Raw genomic sequence first — 19762 nt, forward strand, 5'->3', positions numbered from 1 at the left:
ATGAGATCTGGTCGCCGCGCCGGTCTACGTACCGACACCCCCTGACGCGAAGGGACCAGCGCTGTGGCGAAGGTCATCTCCACCCTGTTCATCTCGGCCGACGGTGTAGCCGAGATCGACTTCGACTGGCATTTCCCGTACTTCGACGAGAACATGGGCCGCGCCGTCGCCGAGGACTACGACACCTCCGACGTACTGCTCATCGGCCGCCTGACCTACGACAGCTTCGCCGGAGCGTGGCCGGACCGCGAGGCGGCGGGCGGCGACGACGCGCCGTTCGCCAAGCAGCTCGGGGACGTCCGCAAGGTGGTCGTCTCCCGCCAGCCGCTCACGTTCTCCTGGCGCAACTCCGAGCTGGTCGAGGGCGACCTCGTCGAGGCCGTCACCACGCTGAAGGCCGACGCTGGCATCGGGGGCATCCTCATCCCCGGCTCGATCTCCGTGGTGCAACAACTGCTCGCCGCCGGGCTGGTCGACGAGCTGCGCCTGCTGGTGCACCCGGTCGCGGCGCGCAAGGGCCGCAGGCTCTTCGACGACGGCGACCCGGCGTACCACCTGAAGGTGACGGCGACGGAGATCTTCCCGACGGGCGTGATCCGCGTGATCTACTCACCGACCGACGCGCCAGCCAAGGTCGGCTACGACCAGGTCAAGGACCAGGTACCCGCGGGAAACTAGCACCGGTGGGCGCGGATCCCGTGATCGCGGGTGTCTCGTCAAGGCGGCGGGGCGGGCCATAGAGCGGACCGGTCCCGTGGTGGCAGCCGACCGACGCGAGTTCACGCGCCTCGGCGGCGTCGCCGATGTCAGTGGCGATCACGGTCAGGTCGAGTCGCGCGGTGGCGGCGAGCACCGCCTCCCGAACCAGGTAGGCACGCCCGTGGCTCGACGCGTCACCGACATGGGTCAGGCAACGGTCAAGTCTGACCAGGTCGACTGGAAGGGCGCGCCAGGCGGCGAAGGTGCTCCGGTCACCACCGACTCCGTCGAGGACGAGCCGGACACCGCGGTCCGCGAGGCGCCGCAGCACCGGGACCCCGACGGTCAGGTTCGGGAGGCCTCCCCCGCTGGTGAGCGTCAGGGCGATCGACCGCGCGGGCAGGCTGTGATCGGCGAGAAGGTCCGCGACGCCGGCGACCGGTGACTCCTCCAGGTCGCGGTTCATGGGGACAGCGACGAGGACAGGCGCGGGCGCCCGCGCTGGACCGCGCGTCGCCAGGCCGCAGCAGACCTGCCGCAGGATGAGGTCGAGCAAGGGCATGGTCAGTCCGGCCTCGTCCGCGAGCCGGTACAGCGGCTCCGGCGCGTACTCCCGCGTGTGGCCGCGGACCCAGCGCGGCGTGGCCTCGACCGCCACCGTCCGCCAGGTATGAAGATCGACCACTGGCGTGTAGCGGACCTCGACGAGGTTGTCGGGATCATCGCCGCGAAGCGCCCGTTCGAGATCGGCGCGCGCCTGCGGGGCGGACTCGGGCGTCGACAGGTCTGGCCGGAAGGCGACCAGCCCGCCCTTGCCTTCCCGCTTCGCCGCGTACATGGCCAGGTCCGCGTCCCGCAGCAGGCTGTCGGCCATCGGGTGGCGCTTCGGGTCCGCGATGACGAGTCCGAAGCTGGCTCCGACTGGTCGGGAACGGCCCGCCAGGGTGCAGGGCGCCCGGATCGTCGCGGCCAGCCGCCGGCACACCGCCTCCGGGTTCTCGCGGCCGCTCTCGAGGAGCAGCGCGAACTCGTCGCCGCCAAGCCTGGCGACCGTGTCCCCGGGCTGGACGGCGGCGCGCAGGCGGGTCGCCGTCGTCCGCAGCAGTTCGTCTCCAGCCCCGTGGCCGAGCGTGTCGTTGACCCGTTTGAAGTCGTCGAGATCGCAGTACGCCAGCGCGAACGGCCGGCCGTCTCGGAAGGCGAGCGCCTGCTCGAGCCGGTCGGCGAACAGCGCGCGGTTGGCCAGCCCGGTGAGCGGATCATGGAAGGCCTGGTGGTGCAGTTCCTGTCGGCTCGCCCGGACCGATACGAGCAGCCGGGTGTTCTCGCCCAGCATCATCATCTGCCGGACCGTGATCACCAGGAGCAGCCCGAGCAGCCCGTAGGTCTCCACCCGTCCGACGGCGCCTTCGATGATCAGTTGGCTGGCGGCGAGCCCTCCGGCGACGCCGAGCGCCAGGTAGGGCAGCGCGGCGTGGGCCCACAGCGTCCGCGGGGTGCGGCGCGGGGCGGGCGGCGCCAGAGCGGGCACCGGCACCAGGCAGGCCAGGAAGACCAGCTGCCACCCGGCGACCGCGAGGAGGTCCACGGGCGGTGGAATGGTGCGGCCGTCCTTGGCGATCACAAGCGCGTAGATGGCCGCGTACAACATCATCGCGCCAAGGCCCGCGCCCAGCAGCGCGAGCGCGAGCCCCGACCGTGGCCGTCGAAACGACGCCAGCAGCAGGATGCCGGCCAGCAGGATCAGGAATCCGACCGTCGCTCCCACGGCGGACAGCAGTCCAGCGGTGTCGACCCGCCTGGGCGCAACGAGCGGCCCCAACAGGATCGACCACGCGAGAAGCGCGACGGAGCCGACGACCACCAGGCTGTCGAGCACGGTGATGACGTACCAGCGGCGTCCCACCCGGTCGGTGCCGACGCGCCGGTCCGTGGCGTCGACCGAATCGGTGGGGAAGGACAGCACACCCGCCAGGGCCAACCCGATGATCAGCAAGAAGACGTTGGATGTCTCGGGCGGGCCGGTCGCGACGGAGGGACCGTGCTCGAGCACCTGCCTGATGTGCCAGGCCAGGACGAAGGCCAGCGGGCCCAACGCCAGCCCGATGAGCACCCGCCAATGCCGGTCCGCCCCTCGCGCGCGCCAGCCGGTCCAGGCCAGGCAGACGACCGTCGCCAGAGAGCCCACGGCGGTCCCGAGGTTGGCGAGCACCGCGCCGGCGAACGGCGGAAGCGCCAACGTGCCTACGGTCACGAAAAGGACGAACGCCGCGGACGCGGCGGCAACATACGGAAATGTCGAACTACCACCGGTCATCGTGGTACGCCTCGTTCAGGCATCCGGCACCCCTCGCCGGGCCGACCGCGCCGGGCAACTCGCGCCACGGCCCGGTCGGCCACGGACCCTCTCGCGTCGAACTTGGCCGAGGGGACGCATTTTTCGCCATCGCGCCAAGGGTCGGCGCGACGACCATTTGTCCGGGAAAGAACAGTACGGACGCGCGACCATCTGCCTTCTGATCGGTAGGCGAAAGCCGCGACGGACCCCCGGCGAGCCTGGTCGATTTCGGCACTCCTTCACGATCTGTTCGATCCGCCCGGTAGACGGCGGGCTCGTCCGTCGGGCCCGCGTTACCACCCGCTGACCAGCTACCCCGATCTCGCGTCGCCGACGCCCGGCAGTCGGTCTCCGGGCCACGGGCACTCCGGCCACGAATCAGGAGGGCCGGAGGGGCCGGGTACTGGTTGTCGACGGCCGCGAGGCGGCGTCGCTGGTCCCGCGGCACGCGGCAAGATCCGGGCCGGCTGGGCACGTCGTGGGAGTCTTCCTGGACCGGGTGCCTGGCCGGCACGGCGCCAGCCGCCCGGGCCGCGCCGGGTCCGTCCTACCTGGAGTACCGATCACCGGCGCGTCGGGCGCGCTGGAGCACGCGATTCGGCTGATCTATTCCTCCGCGGCCGGCCGACGATCTGGCTGCCGCTTCCACCAGCGGTAGAAATATATGCCGCTTACGGTGACAAACACCACGAGCCAGGGCAGCCACAGGGCATCCGTGGTGTGACGAGCAAAGCAGCCGTCGACGTCTTGCGACTGATGGCAGGCGGCGAAGTTCCGGCGCGCCCACCACTCCTGCATCGGATAGGCGACGACGAGATCCGCGCAGAGGCCCGCTACCGCGCCGAGCGCGAAACCACGCACCATGGCGGTTTCCCGTCGAACTCCCCAGTCAGTGACCCGGTAGCTTGCCAGCAACAGCAATGTCAGCGTAATTCCGAGAATTACCGAGAGGGCCCTCCATGGCCCGGATGCCAGGATAAGCGCAAGAAAGGCAGCCAATGCGGTTCCCATCAGCGCCCCCGGGTCGATCCCCTCTTCCTGGCTCATTTCACCCCGTCGAAGGAACGCGCCCCTCACGCTCGCGGACTCCGAGAATAGCGGAGGCCGGCAGCGGAGACGACATCCACGAGGAGGGCGTTCTCGCGGTCGAATACCGGCACGGGCCGAGCATCCGGGCGTCCGACGAGGCGGGACCTCGCGCGCCAGGATCGCGCGCGGCCGAATCGGGGCGCCGGGTCGAGATCATCCGCGACGCCGAGTTCACACGCCCGACAGCCAGAAGGTAACGCTTTCGCTACTCAGGGATACGGCACGGCTGGTGGCGCGGGCCCCGGCCTCGGGCCCTGATGGGATGACCGGATGCGCGGAGCCGCTCTTCTTCTTCCGGCCCTGGCCGCGCTCCTGCTGCTCCCGGCGTGCGGATCCGAACACGCGGACGCCCCCGGCGCGGCCGAGGTCGCGGCCCGGACCTCCGTCGCGGCCCCATCCGTGGACGGCGTGCCCGCCACCGAGGCGCCACCCGCGTCCGGCGAGTGCCCGCCCTCCGGCATCCGCGTCACCGCCGATGACGGCGATGCCGCGATGGGGCTGCGCGTCGTGGGTCTGCACCTGGAGAACTGCGGGACGCACGACTACCCGCTCGACGGCCATCCGCTCCTGGAACTGCTGGCCGAGGACCGGTCACTCATCGAAGGTGTCGAGATCGTGCCTGGGAGCGGCGGCATCGCCACCGTCGCCGGATTCGACGACCCAGCCCGTCCGCTGCTCCTGAAGCCAGGCGAGAGCGCCATTTCGGGCCTCATGTGGCGCAACACCACCGAGCTCGGCCCCACCGTCGTCAACGTCCCGTATGTGCGGGTGCGGGCCCAACAGGACGCCGATCCCGTGACCCTGGCGATCCACCTCGACCTCGGCACCACCGGCAGGCTGGCCGTCCGCGCCTGGGGCGCGCCCACCTGAGGCGCGGTCCGGGTCTGGCCAGTTGGTCCTGGCGGCTCTGCTACAGCGTCACGAACGTGTAGCCCTTGCTCTTCAGCTGAGGGAGGGCGGTTTCCAGGGCCTTCACCGTCTGCGAACGGTCCGTGCCAGCGTCCTGCGCGCGGTCCCCGTCGCCGTCGTGGCAGAGCAGGATGTCCCCGGGCTTCGCCGCCAGCAGGTTGTCGATGATCTTCTGGACGCCGGGGCGGGACCAGTCCTTGGGGTCGACGTCCCAGCCGATCGGGGTCAGGCCGTGCCTGGCCGCCGCCGTGAACACGGACGCCGACCAGTCACCACCCGGCGAGCGGAAAAGGCGCGGCGCGGTGCCCGCGGCGTCCTTGATCGCGGCCTGGGCGTCGCCGATCTCCTTCTCGATCGCGGTCGCGGACTGGTGAGCGAACGGCTGGGGATGCGTCATGCTGTGGTTACAGATCGCGTGCCCCGCGGCGACTATCTGCCGGACCAGCTCCGGGTGGGCATGCGCCTGTCGCCCGACGAGGCAGAAGGTCGCCCGCACGTCGTACTTCCGCAGCAGCGTGAGCACCCGCGGCGTCCACTGGGGGTCCGGTCCGTCGTCCAGGGTCAGCGCGACCGCGTTGGCCGGCGCGCCCGGAAGGATCTGGCGCACGGTGTAGACCGGCTGTTTCCGGACGGCCACCGACCCGGCCGCCGGCGTTGACGCAGTCGCCGGTGTTGACGCTGTCGCGGACGTCGATCCTGTCGCCGACACCTCGGCCGCCAGCGCCGGCCGCGCGGACGCGACCATGCCCGCCGACGTCAGCCCAACGGCACCCGCCACGATCCAGGCCACCAGCCGACGTCGGGACCCGTACACGTTCCGGTTCCGGGGCGCCCGCGGTGACGGGCCGTACGCGGTCATCCCCCGGCGACGTCCACTCGTTCGACCGCCCACCCGTCCCGCGCGTCCGAACCGGTCGCGCCGGAGGGCGAGACCCGGCTCGGCGCCTTCGTCACCAACAGTCTCGTCACCAGGCGCGCGACGCGCAGGTCGGTCGGTTATGGGCATCAGTAAATCTCCAACGAATTTTCCGGAAAACCACCGAAGTGTTCCCGGAGACGACGGAGGGCCTCCCCGTGAGGGGAGGCCCCGCGTGCGTCCGAGTTCAGCGCTCAGGCGCGGTTCGGAATCGGTCAGCCGGACTTGGCGGCGGCGGCGTGGCCGCGGCTGAGGTACTTCGTGTAGGCGCCGTTGGTGTAGGTCGACCAGGCGGTCGGGCCCTGCATGGAGCACACCTTCTTGGCGGCCGCGGCGTTGGTGGAGACGTCGTACAGGTTCTTGCCCTTGGTCCACGGGTGGGCCCAGGTGTTGATCTGCCAGAGGCCGCGGGAGTCCTCGATGCTGGTGGCGAGGCGAGCGCCCGAGTTGCCACCGGACTCGGCCAGCGCGATGGCGACCCAGGTGGAGGTCGGCACGCCGCGGCAGCCGGACAGGCCCGCGTTCTTGGCGGCGTGGGCGATCGAGACGTCGGAGGCGGCGCTGGCCGGAGAGGCAGCCATCATCCCGGCGCCGGTGGCGACGGCTCCCGCCACGGTGACGGCGGCGAGACGGTTGCGCAGGCTGCTCTTGGCGGTGCGTCGGATCGACAAGAAGAATGCTTTCCCACGACACCTGCGGAAGCGGCCCGAAAGGGCACGCGAGACCGTGGCCTGCTGGCCATGATCTATAAGGAGAATGCATCTTGGCATCCGCCCGGTCACCCACAGACGGGTGTTCCGCTTCTGCCCCGCGAAAAGAAGAGACGACATGCACCGGAAACCGTGGGCAGAACTCGGCGTCGGCCCGGTGTTCACGTCCCGGCGGGTTCGTGCTCCCGACCGGAACGAGTACAACGTTAGACAGGATCTTGGGTCGAAGGCAAACACCCAGCGTCACCAGACACGGTCCCGATCGCTGACCCTGCGCATTTCCCGCTCACCCGCAGGCACACCGGCGGCCAACTGGTGACCGGCGTCACGCGCGCACCTCCGTTTGAGGTGCCGTAAGCGTGGCTGGCCCGCGTCATGGAGTGCCGAGTCGCGGCATCGACGCGGGCCAGCGCGTCGCGTAGGGCGATACGAATCGTGGACGACGAGTCACCCTCACGGAGACATGGGGCGACGCTGTGCCGGACAGCGCCGAGGCGCTGTCACGGGGTTACGGGTCACGGGGTCACGGGGTCACTCGGAGGATCAGGTCGAAGTCCGGGCCGACGCGGTTGTTCGTCAGCACCCACAGCGAGCCGTCCGGGGCCTCGGTCACGAGCCGCAGCCGGCCGAACTCATCGGTCAGCAGTTGCTCGGCCGACGAGCCGTCGGTGTTGACCCGGTAGAGCCGCTGCCCACGCAGGCAGGCAACCCAGATCTTGCCGTCGTGGTAGGCGATCCCGCTTGGGGAGGCCTCGGGGGGGCGCCAGGTCACGATCGGGTCCGTGAACTCGGGCTCGCCACCGGTGCCCTCGATCTTCGGCCAGCCGTAGTTGGCGCCGGGCTCGATCCGGTTCACCTCGTCGAGCTGATGATGGCCGAGCTCGGAGGCGTAGAGCTGACCCGTCTCGTCCCAGGCGATCCCCTGCACGTTGCGGTGCCCCCAGCTGTACACCGGCGAGCCCGGGAACGGGTTGCCCGGAGCCGGCTTTCCCTCCGGCGTGATCCGCAGGATCTTGCCGTTCAGGTCCTCCCGGTCCTGGGCGCTGGGACGGTCGTCGGCCTCCCCGGTGGTCACGTAGAGCATGCCGTCCGGGCCGAACCGCATCCGCCCACCGTTGTGAATCTGGCCCCGGGTGATGCCGGTCAGGATCGGCTCGGGCGGGTCCTGCGAGTCCAGCCGCAACCGGGCCACCCGGTTATCCACTTCGCTGGTGAAGTAGATGTAGATCAGGTTGTCCTGCTCGTACGAGGGAGAGACCGCCACCCCGAGCAGCCCGCCCTCACCATCCATCTCGGGCACCTCGGTGATGGTTCGGACGTCGGTGACTGTCCCGTCCGGGGCGACCTTGCGGATGCGGGCGGTGTCGCGCTCGGTGACCAGCGCCGACCCGTCAGGCAGGAATGCCAGGTCCCAGGGCACCCGCAGCCCACTCGCGAGCGGCTCCACCGCCGCCGGCCGCGCCACCGGGGCGTCCTCCACGAGGGGATCGGCCCACCAGCCCCTCCACTCACCCACGGCATAGGTCACCCAGGCGCCCGACGCCAACACCACGACACCGACCAGACTGGTTATGAGGATCCACCGTGATCGCACGCGGCGAGCGTAGGCGCCTTTCCGGAACGTACGCGATCGGTCTACGTAACCTACGGCATGCTTACGATTAATTTCCGCCCGCGCCTGAGATGACGACTCCTCTCGGCCTGGCGAACCCCTAGGAACAGCACGGTGTCCACGAGATGGCCGCGAACCACTCACGCCGACACCGATGGTCTTTCGGCGCGCGCGCTCACCCTGCCTGCGCCGAGTTCGGTGGACCTGTCGACCAGGGCGCGGAGCTGACAGATTTCCCTGGTGCGGCCGCGGGCCAGCGCGGCAGCGCGGACGACGACGGCCAGCGCAGGCAGGTCGTCAGTAGCGCGAGAAGGAGCAGACCCGCCGCGAAATAACAGTTCACGGCGACGAGCCGCCAGCCGTGGTACGAAAGACCGAGATCATGCGTGTTCGGAAACCACCAGATCGGACCGAGCGCGAAGAGCGTGAAGGCGGCCGTCGCGTAGACCCTTCCCCAGCGGGGTCGGTTCGGATGGAAGGAGAGATACAGCAGCATCGGGACCATCCACACCCAGTGGTGGCTCCACGATATCGGCGAGACGAGCAGGGCGGTGAGCGCGCAGGTGAGGCCGCCGAGCAGGTCGAGGCCTCGGCGGAACAGCAGGACCGAAACCACCAGGCCGACCACGAGGAGAACAGCGGCCAGCGGCATGAACAGCGGCTCGGCCCCGTCGGCCCCCAACATGGGGCGTGCCAGTACCCCCAACAACGACTGGTTCGACACGAACGGGATCCCGCCGACATGGTCCGCGTCGAGGAAGACATGACCCCAGTAGGTGGCCGACGAGCCAGGCGCGACGAGAAAGCCGACGGCCACCGTGCCGGCGAACGCCGCTCCCGCCCAGAGCGCGCCGCGCCACCTGCCGGTGAGCAGGAGAAAGGGCACGAAGATCAGCGGCGTGAGCTTGATGCCGGCCGCGATTCCGATGAGGACACCCTGCGGGACCCGCCGGCCACGGCCGAGCAGGTCCGCCATGATGAGAAGCGCGAGGACGAGGTTTATCTGACCCAGCTCGAAGTTCTTCCTGACCGGATCGAGCAGCAGGGTGAAGCCAGCCAAAGAACCGAAGACCAGGAGTCTCCGGCTGACAACCGGGCCGAGTGCGGCTTCATAGGACATTGCGCAGAAGAAGTACAGCGACACGAGCAGGACGACTGTCCAGACGACCTGGGACAACTCGCTCGGCAGGAGCGACACCGGGACGAACAACATCGCCGCGAACGGCGTGTAGGTGAAACGCAGATCTTTTACCGTATCAACCGCCGAGTACAGGTCCCTACCGTCGAGAAGGACGTCTCCACCCATACGGTAAACCTGGATGTCGGTTATTCTGATGACCACGGAAAATATGATGAAGAAAAGAGCGAAGCCGATTCCCAGCGCGAGGCCGGCCACTTGGACGCCGTGTTGGAAGCTCTCCTGGGAAGGTCTTTTCATGGCCGGGCCTTCGGTTGGGGACCAGGGCTGGAATCCGAGAACGCCGCCCGCTTCCGTGACGGGCGACACCATATGCTCACCGTCGGTTCATCGCGCGACTCGGCCAGGATGACCATCGGCACAGGACACCAGAGCGCCACCTGCCTTCCGAGACGCTGATGGAGATCTCGGGCACGTCTCCGGCCGGCCCTGCGCGGCCCACTCCTCCGGCCTGACCCGTTTCCCTCCGGTCAGCGGGCTCACGTTTCCTGGTTCACCACGGCCAGGCCCTACTCGATGGGGATAAGCCGTTCCGATTAGAGCGTCCCACGGTCGGCCGGCCAGCGCGCCAAGCCAGCCTTAATCGCGCCGGGCGGTCCTCCGAACTTGTCGTTAACCCTTGGGCCCACGCCGCGCGGTGGTCGCTCTCCGTCAGCGTCGTCGCGATCGCGTGAACGTCGGCCAGATCGAGGATCGCCGCATTGTCGGCGCGGTCGGAGGGTGCCGGGGATGCCTTCAGAGGCCGAGAAGGTGTCTGACGCCGGCGCTCGCGAGTGCCTCGAGCGTGGCCGGCGGCACGCCGGCCCGGGCACGCAGCGCGAGGGTGTGCAGCACCGCGGTGGCGAGCTGGGCGAGCACGACCGCGTCGACCGCGTCGTCGAGTTCGCCGTCGTCGACGGCGCGGTGGATCCGGGCCGCGAACATCTCGTCGACGCGCCGGATCCCTTCGGCCAGCAGGGCGCGCACCCGCGGATCCGTCCGCGCCTCGACGGTTGCGGTGCTGACGAGGAAGCATCCCGGCGCCTCGCCGTCGCTCCCGGCATAGATCGCGATGGCGGCCCGGTAGGCGCCCAGCAGGGCGTCTGGAAGACGTTCGGCGGCCAGGCGCTGCTCGATCGCGACCTGTCCGCGTTCGCCGTAGCGTTCGAGCGCCTTGAGGTACATCGCCTTCTTGTCGCCGAAGGCCGCGTAGAGGCTCGGGCGGTTCATCGCCGTCGCGTGGGCGAGGTCGTCGAGCGTCGTGCCGGACAGCCCCGCCCTCCAGAACGTCTCCGTCGCGCGCTCGAGCGCGACCTCCGGGTCGTACGCCCTCGGCCGGCCGGGTGGGCGCCCCGACCCACCTTTTGTACTGTCTCGCATGAAACTCCTTGACGATCAGTTATTTTTGTGCAGGATAGTACAAAACTTGACCGCAGGGAGTCCCGATGTCGTTCCGCCCCCATGTCCCCGACGAGACGCTGGACCGGATCCGCGCCCGTGTGCGCGACGATCGTCGACGACGGCGTGGGCGGGTGGCGACACGGCACGGACTGGGCCTTCCTCGAACGCCTCGCGCACCGCTGGGTCGACGGCTACGACTGGCGGGCCACCGAGAAACGGATCAACCGCTTCGCCAACGACCGCGTCCCGGTGGACGGCGCCAACGTGCACTACCTACGGGAGCCGGGTTCCGGGCCCTCCCCGCGGCCGCTGCTGATCCTGCACGGCTGGCCGTACTCCTTCCTCGGCTACCTCGACGTCGTCGAACGCCTCGCCCACCCGGAGCGCTTCGGCGGGCAGGTCGCCGACGCCTTCGACGTCGTGCTCATCTCCCAGCCCGGCACCGGCTTCTCCGACCCGCCAGCGCGCCCGAAGAGCCCTCGCCAACTCGCGGAGGTCTACCACCGCGTCATGCGCGACGAACTCGGCTACCAGCGGTATCTCGTCGACGGCGGCGACCAGGGTGCCGTCGCCGGCGGATTCCTTGCGCTCGACCACCCCGACAGCGTGATCGGCCTCCACCAGAGCATGCTCCTGCCTCGGCAGCCCGAAGCTCCGCTCGGCTACGGCCTCACCAACGCCGACGCCAGCGCCGCAGAACGCGACTACGTCCAGGCAGAGGCGGCGCGGTTCCAACGCGACGGTGCCTACTTCCTCCTGCAAATGACCCGTCCCGAGTCGCTCGCGCCCGCGCTCACCGACTCCCCGGTCGGACTCGCCGCCTGGATTGTCGAGAAGTACCACTCCTGGAGCGACCGCCGCGCACGCACCTTCGAGGAGATCTTCAGCCTCGACCAGCTGCTCGACGAGATCATGCTCTACCTGGTGACCGACAGCTTCGCGACGTCGCTCTGGTCCTACGCGGCGCTCCAGACCGATCCGTCAGCCCTGCCGCCCGACATCCGGATCACTGTGCCCACCGGAATCACCGGCTGGCCGGACCCCTGGAACCCGCCACCGCCGCGCGCGTTCGCCGAACGCTCCCGCGCCAACATCGTCCAGTGGACACAGCCACCGCGCGGCGGGCACTTCCCCTTCTACGAGGAGCCGGACCTCTACGTCGATGATCTCCGGGCATTCGGCCGCGCTCTGCGGTGAAACGAACCACCACCCCAGCGCCGCCGCCGGACGCCGCGGGCCGAGGACCGAGGACCGAGGACCGAGGACCGAGGACCGAGGACCGAGGGAGTGTTCCCATCTTGAAACGGTCCCCGGGCGCAACTTCAACACGACCAGTGGCGGCCCGCTGTGGTTGGCGAGCGCGGCTGTCAGTCGTGGGGCGAGAACAGGGACAGGAGCTCCGTCTTCCGGATCTTGCCCGATGCGGTCAGTGGGAAGGTCTCGACGAACCGCCAGTGGCGCGGGACCTTGAAGTGGGCGAGACCCGTCGCCGCGAACGCGGTCAGGTCGCCCGCGGTCGCCGCCCCGGGCGCGGAGAGCCTGACGACCGCGGCCACGTCCTCGCCCCAGCGTTCGCTCGGCGCGGCCAGAACGGCGACGGCGTCGACCGCGGGGTGGCGCAGCAGGAAGTCCTCGACCTCGATGGGGTAGACGTTCTCGCCGCCGCGGATGATGACCTCGCGGGCGCGGCCGTGGATGCGGAGCACACCCTGGTCGTCGAGGGAGCCGAGGTCGCCGGTGTGCAGGAAGCCGTCGACGTCGAGAACCTGGTCGGTGGCGTCGGGCATGTCCCAGTAGCCGATCATCGTCAGGGGTGAGCGGACGCAGACCTCGCCGACCTCCCCGCGGCCGACGACGTGGCCGTCGGGGTCGACGATGCGCAGGTCGGTGTGCGGCACGGTGACGCCGACCGTGGTCGCGACGTGCAGGGCGTCGCCAGCCGGGTCGGACTGTGTGATCATCGGGCATTCCGACTGGGCGTAGGCGACGGAGACGGTGGCGCCGTGGGCCTGGAGCCGTTCGACGAGCGAGGGAGGCACACTGGTTCCGCCGAGCCCTACCGACCGGACGGCGGCGAGCGCCCTGTCGAAGCCAGGAGTGTCGAGCAGCGCGTAGAACATCGTCGGTACGCCGCCGGTGCGGGTGGCACCGGTCGCCCGCATCAGGGCGACCTGCGTGGCCGGATGGAAGCGCGACATCGCGACGTAGCAGCCGCCGGAGGCGAGCGCGGCGAGCAGCATCACCACCGACCCGCCGACGTGATGGAGCGGAACGGGGTTGAGCCAGACGTCGCGCTCGTCGGCGTGGACGGTGAGCGCCCGGAGATGGCCGGCGCTCAGGGCGGCGCGGTGGCTGAGGGTGGCGCCCTTCGCCCGGCCGGTGGTTCCCGAGGTGAACTGGATCAGGAACGGGTCGTGGGGCCGGACGTCCGGCGGGTCGAAGGAGACCGGCGGCGGACGGGTCGCGACGGTGGCGAGGTCGACGACGTCGCAGCCGCGGGAGGGGCCGGCGAGGCCGGCCGCGCGTGCGCGCAGGTCGACGCCGCGATTGTCGAAGCCGACGAACAGCAGGCTCGGGGATGTCAGGGCGAGAGCATGCGCGACCTCGTCGTCCGTCCAGGCCGTGTTGAGGGGGACGAGCACGGTTCCCGCGAGCGCGCAGGCGTGCTCGACGATCACCCACTCCGGGCCGTTCGCCGCCCACACCGCGACCCGGGCTCCCGGTCTGGCGCGGCGGGCGATGCCAGCCGCGGCCACCTCGGCGGCCCGCAGCAGTTCCCGGTAGGTGAGCGACCGCGGGGCTTCGGGGTCGTCGCCGGCCGCCCAGGCCAGCGCCGGCCGGTCGGCACGCGCGGCGGCCTGGGCGCGTAACTGCTCACCGACGGCGCGGTCCGGCAGCGGATCGCCGGTCCGCGCCGCGACGGCGGCGGGGCGTGTACCGGTCATGAGGTCTCCGGGGGCGGCGAGGGCGCCGGGGCCGCGCGGTCGGTGCCGTCCAGGGGTGCGGTGCCGTCCGGGGGCACGACGGCCGGCGGTCCTGGCGCGGTGGCCCCGTCGGTGAGGAGCCCGGCCGAGATCCGTTCGAGGACGCGCGCCGGCGAAGGCGGCGGGACGAACTGCACGGCGACGTGGTTGGCGCCGGCGGCGTACTGCGCTTCCACGCGGGCTCGCAGGGCGGTCGGGGTGTCCTGGACCACGAGGGCGTCGATGAGGGCGTCGCTGACCGTGGCGAGGTCGGCGTCGTCGAATCCGCACCGGCGGAGGCTCTGCTGGTAGTTGGGCATGCCGAGGCAGAGCCCGAGGTAGTCCCGGAGCTTCGCGCTGGTCCGGGGATCTTCGCCGCCGACCGCGACCATCTGGGAGGGCGCGATCCACGGGCTGTCGCCGACGGCCGCGCGCGCGCCCGCGGTGTGGGTGACCGGGCAGAAGTAGGTGTGCAGGCCACCGGTGGCGGTGGCGGCGAGTTCGATCATCCGAGGTCCGAGCGCGCCGAGGAACAGCGGCGGCAGGGTGCGCCCGCCGACGGCCGCGTTCATCGCGCCCACGTAGTCGCGCAGGGCGGTCAGGGGCCGGGAGTAGGCGCCGCCGCGGGTCTCGGCGAGATGCCGGTGACTCGCGCCGAGGCCGAGGACGAACCGTCCGGGGAACGCCTCGTGCAGGGTCGACGCGACCGCGACCATGGCCTCCGGGTCGCGGGCGTGGATGGTCGCGACGCCGAGTGCCACGGTGAGCGTCTGGGTGGCCGTCAGGTAGAGGGCGGCGCGGACGAACGGGTCGACACCGCTGTACTCCTGCAGCCAGACCGTCCCGACGCCGGCCTGTTCGAGGTCGCGAACGGCGGCGGCCGCCTCGGCGCTGGGCAGGCGGTCGAGGAATCCTCCCCACAGCCCGACGCCCGTGGGCAGCCCGGACCGGGGGGCGCTCGCCGGCGTGGCCTGCCGCTTCGGGCTTTCGGCGGGCGTCATCGTGCCGGGGTGAGGTCGAGGACCGTCGCCGCGTTGTGGCGCAGGAACTTCGGCCAGACGTCGGCCTTGAACGGCACCGTGTCGAGTTCGGTGAAGGTCCGCTCCAGCTCGATGCCGAACGGGTAGTAGCCGCCGTAGATGATCTTGTCGGCGCCGCGGGTGTTCGCGTAGTCGATGATCGCCTTTGGGTAGTGCTTCGGCGCGAACGCCGTCGTGGAGTAGTAGAGGTTCGGCCATTTCAGCATCAGCTTCACGGCTAGATTCACCCACGGTTCGGCACCGTGGCGCATCACGAACCGCAACTCGGGGAAGTCGTAGCAGACCTGGTCGACGAGCTCGACGCGCTGCGCGGCCATCGGGACACGCGGTCCGGGTACGCCGACGGCCACGAACACGGGCAGGCCGAGTTCGACGCAGGTCGCGTAGATCGGGTAGGCGCGGCGGTCGTCGATCGGCACCCGCGGTGACACCCCCGACGGGAACAGCGTCACGGCCCGCAGGCCGTACTCGTCCACCGCCTGGCGGATCGCGCGGACCGCTCCCATGACGTCGTTCGGGTCGACGCCGAGGGAGGCGGCGAAGCGCGCCGGGTGCTTGCGCAGCGCGGTCCTCGCGGTCTCGCTGGTGAGGTTGACCAGCGCCAGCTCGATGCCGTGGGTGTCCATCTTCGCGAGCGTCTCGTCGATCGCCTGCTCGTCGGAGACGTCGCCCGGCCGGTTGGCCGGCATGTCCTTGAACATGTAGCCGATGGTGTTGTCCGCCCGCCCGCGATCACGCAGCCCGGCGATGCGCGGGATGTTGCTGGTGGACCGGAAGCCCATCAGGGTGTCGATCACCTTGACGTCGCGCGGTCGGGTCATGCTGGCCGCTCCCCCTGTCTCGTCTCGTCGGCGGGCGTCTCGCTGGAGCCGGGGAGGGTGAACCGGGCGTGCGCTGGGTCGAGCCCGGCGAAGGCGGGCGGGCGGCGCTGGCGCCAGCTGCGGACGCCCTCGGTGAAGTCCGCCGACGCCAGCGCCGCCTCCAGGTAGGCGTCGGCACGGGCGACCGCGGCGGGCAGCGTGGAGGTCAGGTCCGTGTAGGTCTGGCGTTTGACGACGCCCATCGCGGCCGGCGAGCAGCGGGTCGCCAGTCCCGTCGCGTAGTCCCACGCCGCGGCCAGCAGTTCGCCGTCGTCGACGACCCTGTTGGCCAGGCCGAGGCGTTCGGCCTCGGCGGCGCGGACCAGGCGTCCGGACAGCAGCAGGTCGTTGGCGACGCCGAGCCCGACGATGCGGGGCAGCAGCCAGGTCATGCCCAGCTCGGCGATCAGGCCGCGGCGGACGAAGGCGGTGGCGAACTTCGCCGACGAGCCGGCGAACCGCACGTCGCAGAACAGCGCCAGCTGCATCCCCACGCCGAAGCAGGCCCCGTTGACCGCCGCCACGACGGGTTTGGCGATCGTCATCGCCGCCCAGTACGCCGGCCGGGCCGCGTCGATCTCGTAGGAGCCGGCGTCCGCGACGTTGTCGAGGCTGCCGCCGTCGGCGCCGACGCAGAAGTCCGGGCCGGCGCCGGTCACCACCAGGGCGCGCACCCCGGGGTCGAGGGCCAGCCGGTCGAGCGCGGCGAAGAACCGCTGGCCCAGCCGGGGAGTCCAGGCGTTGCCTGGCGGCCGGGTCAGGGTGACCGTGGCGACCTGGCCCGCGATCTCCACCTCGACGGTGCCGTCCTCGGCCCACGGCGACCCGCCCGGCGTGGCGGCTGCCGCGGGAACCGTCGCGGCGGGCCCCGGCGCCGCCTGCCCCGCGGTCACAGGCCGAGGAGCGCGGCGGAGTTGTCCCGCATGATCCGAGCCCTGGTGGCGGCGTCGAGCGAGGCGATCTCCTTCTCGAACTGGAGCGGTTCGGCCAGGCCCTCGGCGTGCGGCCAGTCCGACCCGAACAGGACGTGGTCGGCGCCGATGAGCTCGACCAGCTCGGCGAGGTCGTCCTCGTAGTAGGGCGCCACCCACACGTGCTGGCGAAACGCCTCGACCGGGTCGCCGGAGAAGCTCTCCGGGGACTGGTTGGCGTATTTCTTCAGCAGCCGTAGCAGGGGCTTCACCCAGGCGGCGCCGTTCTCGATGCTCACCGCCCGCAGGTTCGGATGGCGGGCGAACACGCCGTCGACCACGAGGCTGGCCATGGTGTCCTGGATGGCCCGATCCCCGACGACGATCTTGGCCAGCACGTTCGTCTTCCCGAACGCCTCCAGGGTCGCCGAGCCGCCCCACATCGCGGACATCTTGTGGTAGCCGCTGTCCCCCAGGTGGAACGCCACCGGCACGTCCGCCTCCGCGAGGCGCGCCCACACCGGGTCGTGGGCGGGGTGGCCCAGCGACCGCCCGCTCGCCCCCGTCCCGGGCGCCGGCACCGGCGCCGGGCGGACGTGGACGAGGCGCGCGCCGAGGCCGAGCACCCGCTCCACCTCGGCGACCGCCGCCTCCGGATCGGCCAGGGAGATCAGCGGCACGGCGAACAGCCGGTCCTGGTAGGAGTAGCCCCAGTCGTCCTCCAGCCACCGGTTGAACGCGTGCAGGCTGGCCATGGTGGCCCCGACGTCGTCGCGCAGCGCCTCCTCCACCCCGACGCCCATCGTCGGGTAGAGCACCGCTCCGGCCAGGCCCTGCTCGTCGAGCCGGGCGATCCGCAGGTCGCGGTCGCGGTACTCCGGCGCCAGCGGTTCGACCTCCAGCAGGGTCTGCCGGCTCACGCCCGCGGGCATGACCCCGCGGAAGTACAGGTCGAGGCAGCCGGGCTTGGTGACCGGGTTGAAGGTGGGGTTGGGGATGAAGGTGTTGACCCGGCCGCCGATCACCACGACGGCGCGCTTGCCCTTCTGCAGGACCTGCACGCCGCGCTGGGCGAACGCCGGGTCGAGGTGGCGGGTGAACGCGTCCAGCGGCTCGTAGTAGTGGTTGTCGGCGTCGATGGGGCGCTGGTCAGGCACGTCAGCTTCCTTCCGTCGCGGTCTTGGCGGTCCGGCGACCGCGGTCCTGGCCGTCCGACGACCGGCTCAGGGGGTCGGCCGGAGGTCCTCGAAGACCGGGGCGCGCCGCTCCCGCTGGGCCTGCAGGCTTTCCAGGCAGTCGTCGGGGTGGTACATCCCGGCCTGCCACAGCGCGACGAGGTCGAGACCGTCGTCGACGGCGTGGTCGCGGGCGTGGTTGATCGAGTGCTTGGCACCCCAGACCGCCAGCGGGCTCTTCGCCGCGATCTCGCGCGCGATGTCCGAGACACCGGCCAGCAGAGCGTCATGGTCGTCGAACACGGCGTTGACGAAGCCGACCGCCTCGGCCCGGGCGGCCGGCAGCCGCATCCCGCGGTAGGCCATCTCGCGGGCGATGCCCTCGGGCATCACCTTCGGCAGCCGCTGCAACTGGCCGACCTCGGCGGTGATGCCGATGTTCGTCTCCTGGACGAGGAAGAACGCGTCCCGGGTGGCGTAGCGCAGGTCGCAGGCGGCGACCATGCCGAGCCCGGCGCCGACACAGCCGCCCTGGATCGCCGCGATCACCGGAACGCGGGCGCGTTCCAGGGCGGTGAACGTCTCCTGCAGCGAGCGGATGCCCTGGTAGAGCACCGCCCGCTTGCGGCCGGGCTCGTCGCCGCCGCCGCTCGTCCGGAACATCCCGCCGTCGAACACGCCGAGGTCGAGCCCGGCGCAGAAGTGCCGCCCGGTCGAGGAGAGGACGATCACCCGGGCGCGGGCCTCGCGGTCGATGTCGGTCACCAGCGTCCGCAGCTCGGCCCAGAACGACGGGATCAGCGTGTTCTTCTGCTCGGGGCGGTTGAGCCGCAGGTACGCGACGCCGTCCGCGTAGGTGACGTCGAAGCAGGTCAGGCTCACGAGACAGGCTCCTTGATCTTGGCGACCACCGGCGCCCAGACCTCGGGGGCGTCCGGGTAGGGCACGTTGAGGCGCAGGCCGGTCACGAGCCCGCCGAACCGGTCCCGCACGACGTCCGCCAGGTCGTCGGCGTCGGCCACGACGGCGAGCGTGCGCAGGATGTCGTCGTCGACGAGCCCGGCCATCTCCGCCCAGCGCTGGTCCACCGACAGCCGGTGCAGCTCGCCGTGCAGCTCGCCCCAGCCGTGATGGTCGAGGACGGCTCGGTAGGCGGGCGTCGACGCGTAGAACGCGATCTGCCGGCGCACCCGGTCGATCTCGGGCTCCAGATCGCCGCCCGGCGGGGCCGTCGCGAGGAACACCGGCAGGCACACCTCCACCGTGCCGTCCGCGCGGCCGGCTTTCGCCAGGCCGCGGCGCAGCGCCGGCAAGGTCACCTCGGCCAGGTAGGAGGCGCTGGTGAACCCGTGGCACATCAGCCCGTCGGCCACCTCGCCGGCGACCTCGGTCATCCGGGGACCGACCGCCGCCAGGAACACCCTCGGCGGCCCGAACGGGTTCGGCCCTGGCTGGAACAGCGGGTTCGACAGCGTGTGCTGGTAGTAGGTGCCCTCGAACCGCAGCCGGCCGCCGGGCTGCCAGCTGTCCCAGATCGCCCGCAGCGCGAGCACGAACTCCCGCATCCGCGCCGCCGGATGCGACCACGGCATCGAGAACCGGCGGGTGATGTGCGCCTTCACCTGCGAGCCCAGCCCGAGCACGAACCGGCCACCGGTCAGCACCTGCAGGTCGTTGGCGACCGCCGCGGTCGTCATCGGGTTGCGGGCGAAGGCGATCGCGACGTTGGTCCCGAGGTCGATGTCTGCCGCGCCGGCGGCCAGCGCGAGCGGCAGGAACGGGTCGTGCGCCGCCTCCGCGGCGAACAGCCGGTCGTAACCCACCGAGGCGGCCAGCCGCGCGCCGCGGGCCGCCGAGTCCCGGTCGCCGAGCGAGTGGAGCAACCCGCCATCGATCTTCACCCAGGCTCCTCCGTCGTTCGCGGTCTCGAACACTGTTCCGGTTATTTCAACATCATTCTGT

At 70.9% G+C, this 19762-nt stretch carries 17 protein-coding genes; 3 read left to right on the forward strand and 14 right to left on the reverse strand.

What is annotated here, in order from left to right; genetic code table 11:
- The first annotated feature begins 63 nt into the window (after positions 1-63).
- Positions 64-678, forward strand: a complete 615-nt coding sequence (locus I6A81_RS22545; protein WP_203003154.1) for a dihydrofolate reductase family protein — start codon at positions 64-66, stop codon at positions 676-678.
- Here I6A81_RS22545 and I6A81_RS22550 read toward each other — a convergent pair.
- Together I6A81_RS22550 and I6A81_RS22555 are read right to left on the reverse strand one after the other, a co-directional pair.
- A complete protein-coding gene (locus I6A81_RS22550) occupies positions 650-2953 on the reverse strand; it encodes a putative bifunctional diguanylate cyclase/phosphodiesterase (RefSeq protein WP_307874834.1) in 2304 nt (767 codons plus the stop codon). The two genes, I6A81_RS22545 and I6A81_RS22550, sit on opposite strands and share 29 nt — an antisense overlap.
- A gap of 690 nt (positions 2954-3643) precedes the next feature.
- Positions 3644-4084 (reverse strand): hypothetical protein, encoded by a 441-nt coding sequence (locus tag I6A81_RS22555; protein ID WP_203003152.1) that lies wholly within the window; start codon positions 4082-4084, stop codon positions 3644-3646.
- A 312-nt stretch (positions 4085-4396) separates the two neighbouring features.
- On the opposite strand from I6A81_RS22555, the gene I6A81_RS22560 reads away from it, so the two are divergent.
- Positions 4397-4996 carry a DUF4232 domain-containing protein gene (locus tag I6A81_RS22560; RefSeq protein WP_203003151.1) on the forward strand — a complete coding sequence of 200 codons (600 nt, stop codon included), beginning with the start codon at positions 4397-4399 and terminating at the stop codon, positions 4994-4996.
- A 40-nt stretch (positions 4997-5036) separates the two neighbouring features.
- Here the strand turns inward: I6A81_RS22560 and I6A81_RS22565 are convergent, their stop codons facing one another.
- The 5 genes from I6A81_RS22565 to I6A81_RS22585 all read right to left on the reverse strand — a co-directional run bounded on the left by I6A81_RS22565 (position 5037) and on the right by I6A81_RS22585 (position 10830).
- Entirely contained in the window at positions 5037-5642 is a 606-nt protein-coding gene (locus I6A81_RS22565; protein ID WP_307874835.1) for a polysaccharide deacetylase family protein, read from the reverse strand.
- Positions 5643-6166: 524 nt separating this feature from the next.
- Complete coding sequence (locus tag I6A81_RS22570) at positions 6167-6622, reverse strand: transglycosylase SLT domain-containing protein (RefSeq protein WP_203003149.1); 456 nt, start codon at positions 6620-6622, stop codon at positions 6167-6169.
- Between the two features lie 562 nt (positions 6623-7184).
- Positions 7185-8213 carry a PQQ-dependent sugar dehydrogenase gene (locus tag I6A81_RS22575; protein ID WP_307874836.1) on the reverse strand — a complete coding sequence of 343 codons (1029 nt, stop codon included), beginning with the start codon at positions 8211-8213 and terminating at the stop codon, positions 7185-7187.
- Positions 8214-8448: 235 nt separating this feature from the next.
- Entirely contained in the window at positions 8449-9783 is a 1335-nt protein-coding gene (locus I6A81_RS22580) for a glycosyltransferase 87 family protein (RefSeq protein ID WP_238429100.1), read from the reverse strand.
- Positions 9784-10206: 423 nt separating this feature from the next.
- Entirely contained in the window at positions 10207-10830 is a 624-nt protein-coding gene (locus I6A81_RS22585) for a TetR/AcrR family transcriptional regulator (RefSeq protein WP_203003148.1), read from the reverse strand.
- A gap of 117 nt (positions 10831-10947) precedes the next feature.
- Here I6A81_RS22585 and I6A81_RS22590 point away from each other — a divergent pair, with 117 nt between their 5' ends.
- Entirely contained in the window at positions 10948-12048 is a 1101-nt protein-coding gene (locus tag I6A81_RS22590; protein ID WP_203003147.1) for an epoxide hydrolase family protein, read from the forward strand.
- 170 nt (positions 12049-12218) lie between these two features.
- Here I6A81_RS22590 and I6A81_RS22595 read toward each other — a convergent pair whose 3' ends face one another.
- From I6A81_RS22595 to I6A81_RS22625, 7 genes are all read right to left on the reverse strand, one after another.
- On the reverse strand, positions 12219-13796 hold the full coding sequence (locus I6A81_RS22595; protein ID WP_203003146.1) for a class I adenylate-forming enzyme family protein: 1578 nt from the start codon (positions 13794-13796) through the stop codon (positions 12219-12221).
- Entirely contained in the window at positions 13793-14815 is a 1023-nt protein-coding gene (locus I6A81_RS22600) for a TIGR03620 family F420-dependent LLM class oxidoreductase (RefSeq protein ID WP_203003145.1), read from the reverse strand. The genes I6A81_RS22595 and I6A81_RS22600 overlap by 4 nt, the downstream gene beginning before the upstream one ends.
- Positions 14812-15675, reverse strand: a complete 864-nt coding sequence (locus tag I6A81_RS22605) for an amidohydrolase family protein (RefSeq protein ID WP_203003144.1) — start codon at positions 15673-15675, stop codon at positions 14812-14814. Before I6A81_RS22605 ends, I6A81_RS22600 begins: the two co-directional genes overlap by 4 nt.
- Positions 15672-16607 (reverse strand): enoyl-CoA hydratase-related protein, encoded by a 936-nt coding sequence (locus I6A81_RS22610; RefSeq protein WP_203003143.1) that lies wholly within the window; start codon positions 16605-16607, stop codon positions 15672-15674. Before I6A81_RS22610 ends, I6A81_RS22605 begins: the two co-directional genes overlap by 4 nt.
- On the reverse strand, positions 16604-17782 hold the full coding sequence (locus I6A81_RS22615; RefSeq protein WP_203003142.1) for an amidohydrolase family protein: 1179 nt from the start codon (positions 17780-17782) through the stop codon (positions 16604-16606). Before I6A81_RS22615 ends, I6A81_RS22610 begins: the two co-directional genes overlap by 4 nt.
- Positions 17783-17848: 66 nt before the next feature.
- Positions 17849-18682 carry an enoyl-CoA hydratase-related protein gene (locus tag I6A81_RS22620; protein ID WP_203003141.1) on the reverse strand — a complete coding sequence of 278 codons (834 nt, stop codon included), beginning with the start codon at positions 18680-18682 and terminating at the stop codon, positions 17849-17851.
- The gene (locus I6A81_RS22625) at positions 18679-19701 is read right to left on the reverse strand and encodes a TIGR03617 family F420-dependent LLM class oxidoreductase (protein WP_203003140.1); all 1023 of its coding nucleotides are present in this window, start codon (positions 19699-19701) and stop codon (positions 18679-18681) included. The genes I6A81_RS22620 and I6A81_RS22625 overlap by 4 nt, the downstream gene beginning before the upstream one ends.
- Positions 19702-19762: the final 61 nt, after the last annotated feature.

It is taken from the genome of Frankia nepalensis (genome assembly GCF_016786325.1).
In the GTDB taxonomy this organism is placed as follows: Bacteria; Actinomycetota; Actinomycetes; order Frankiales; family Frankiaceae; genus Pseudofrankia; species Pseudofrankia nepalensis.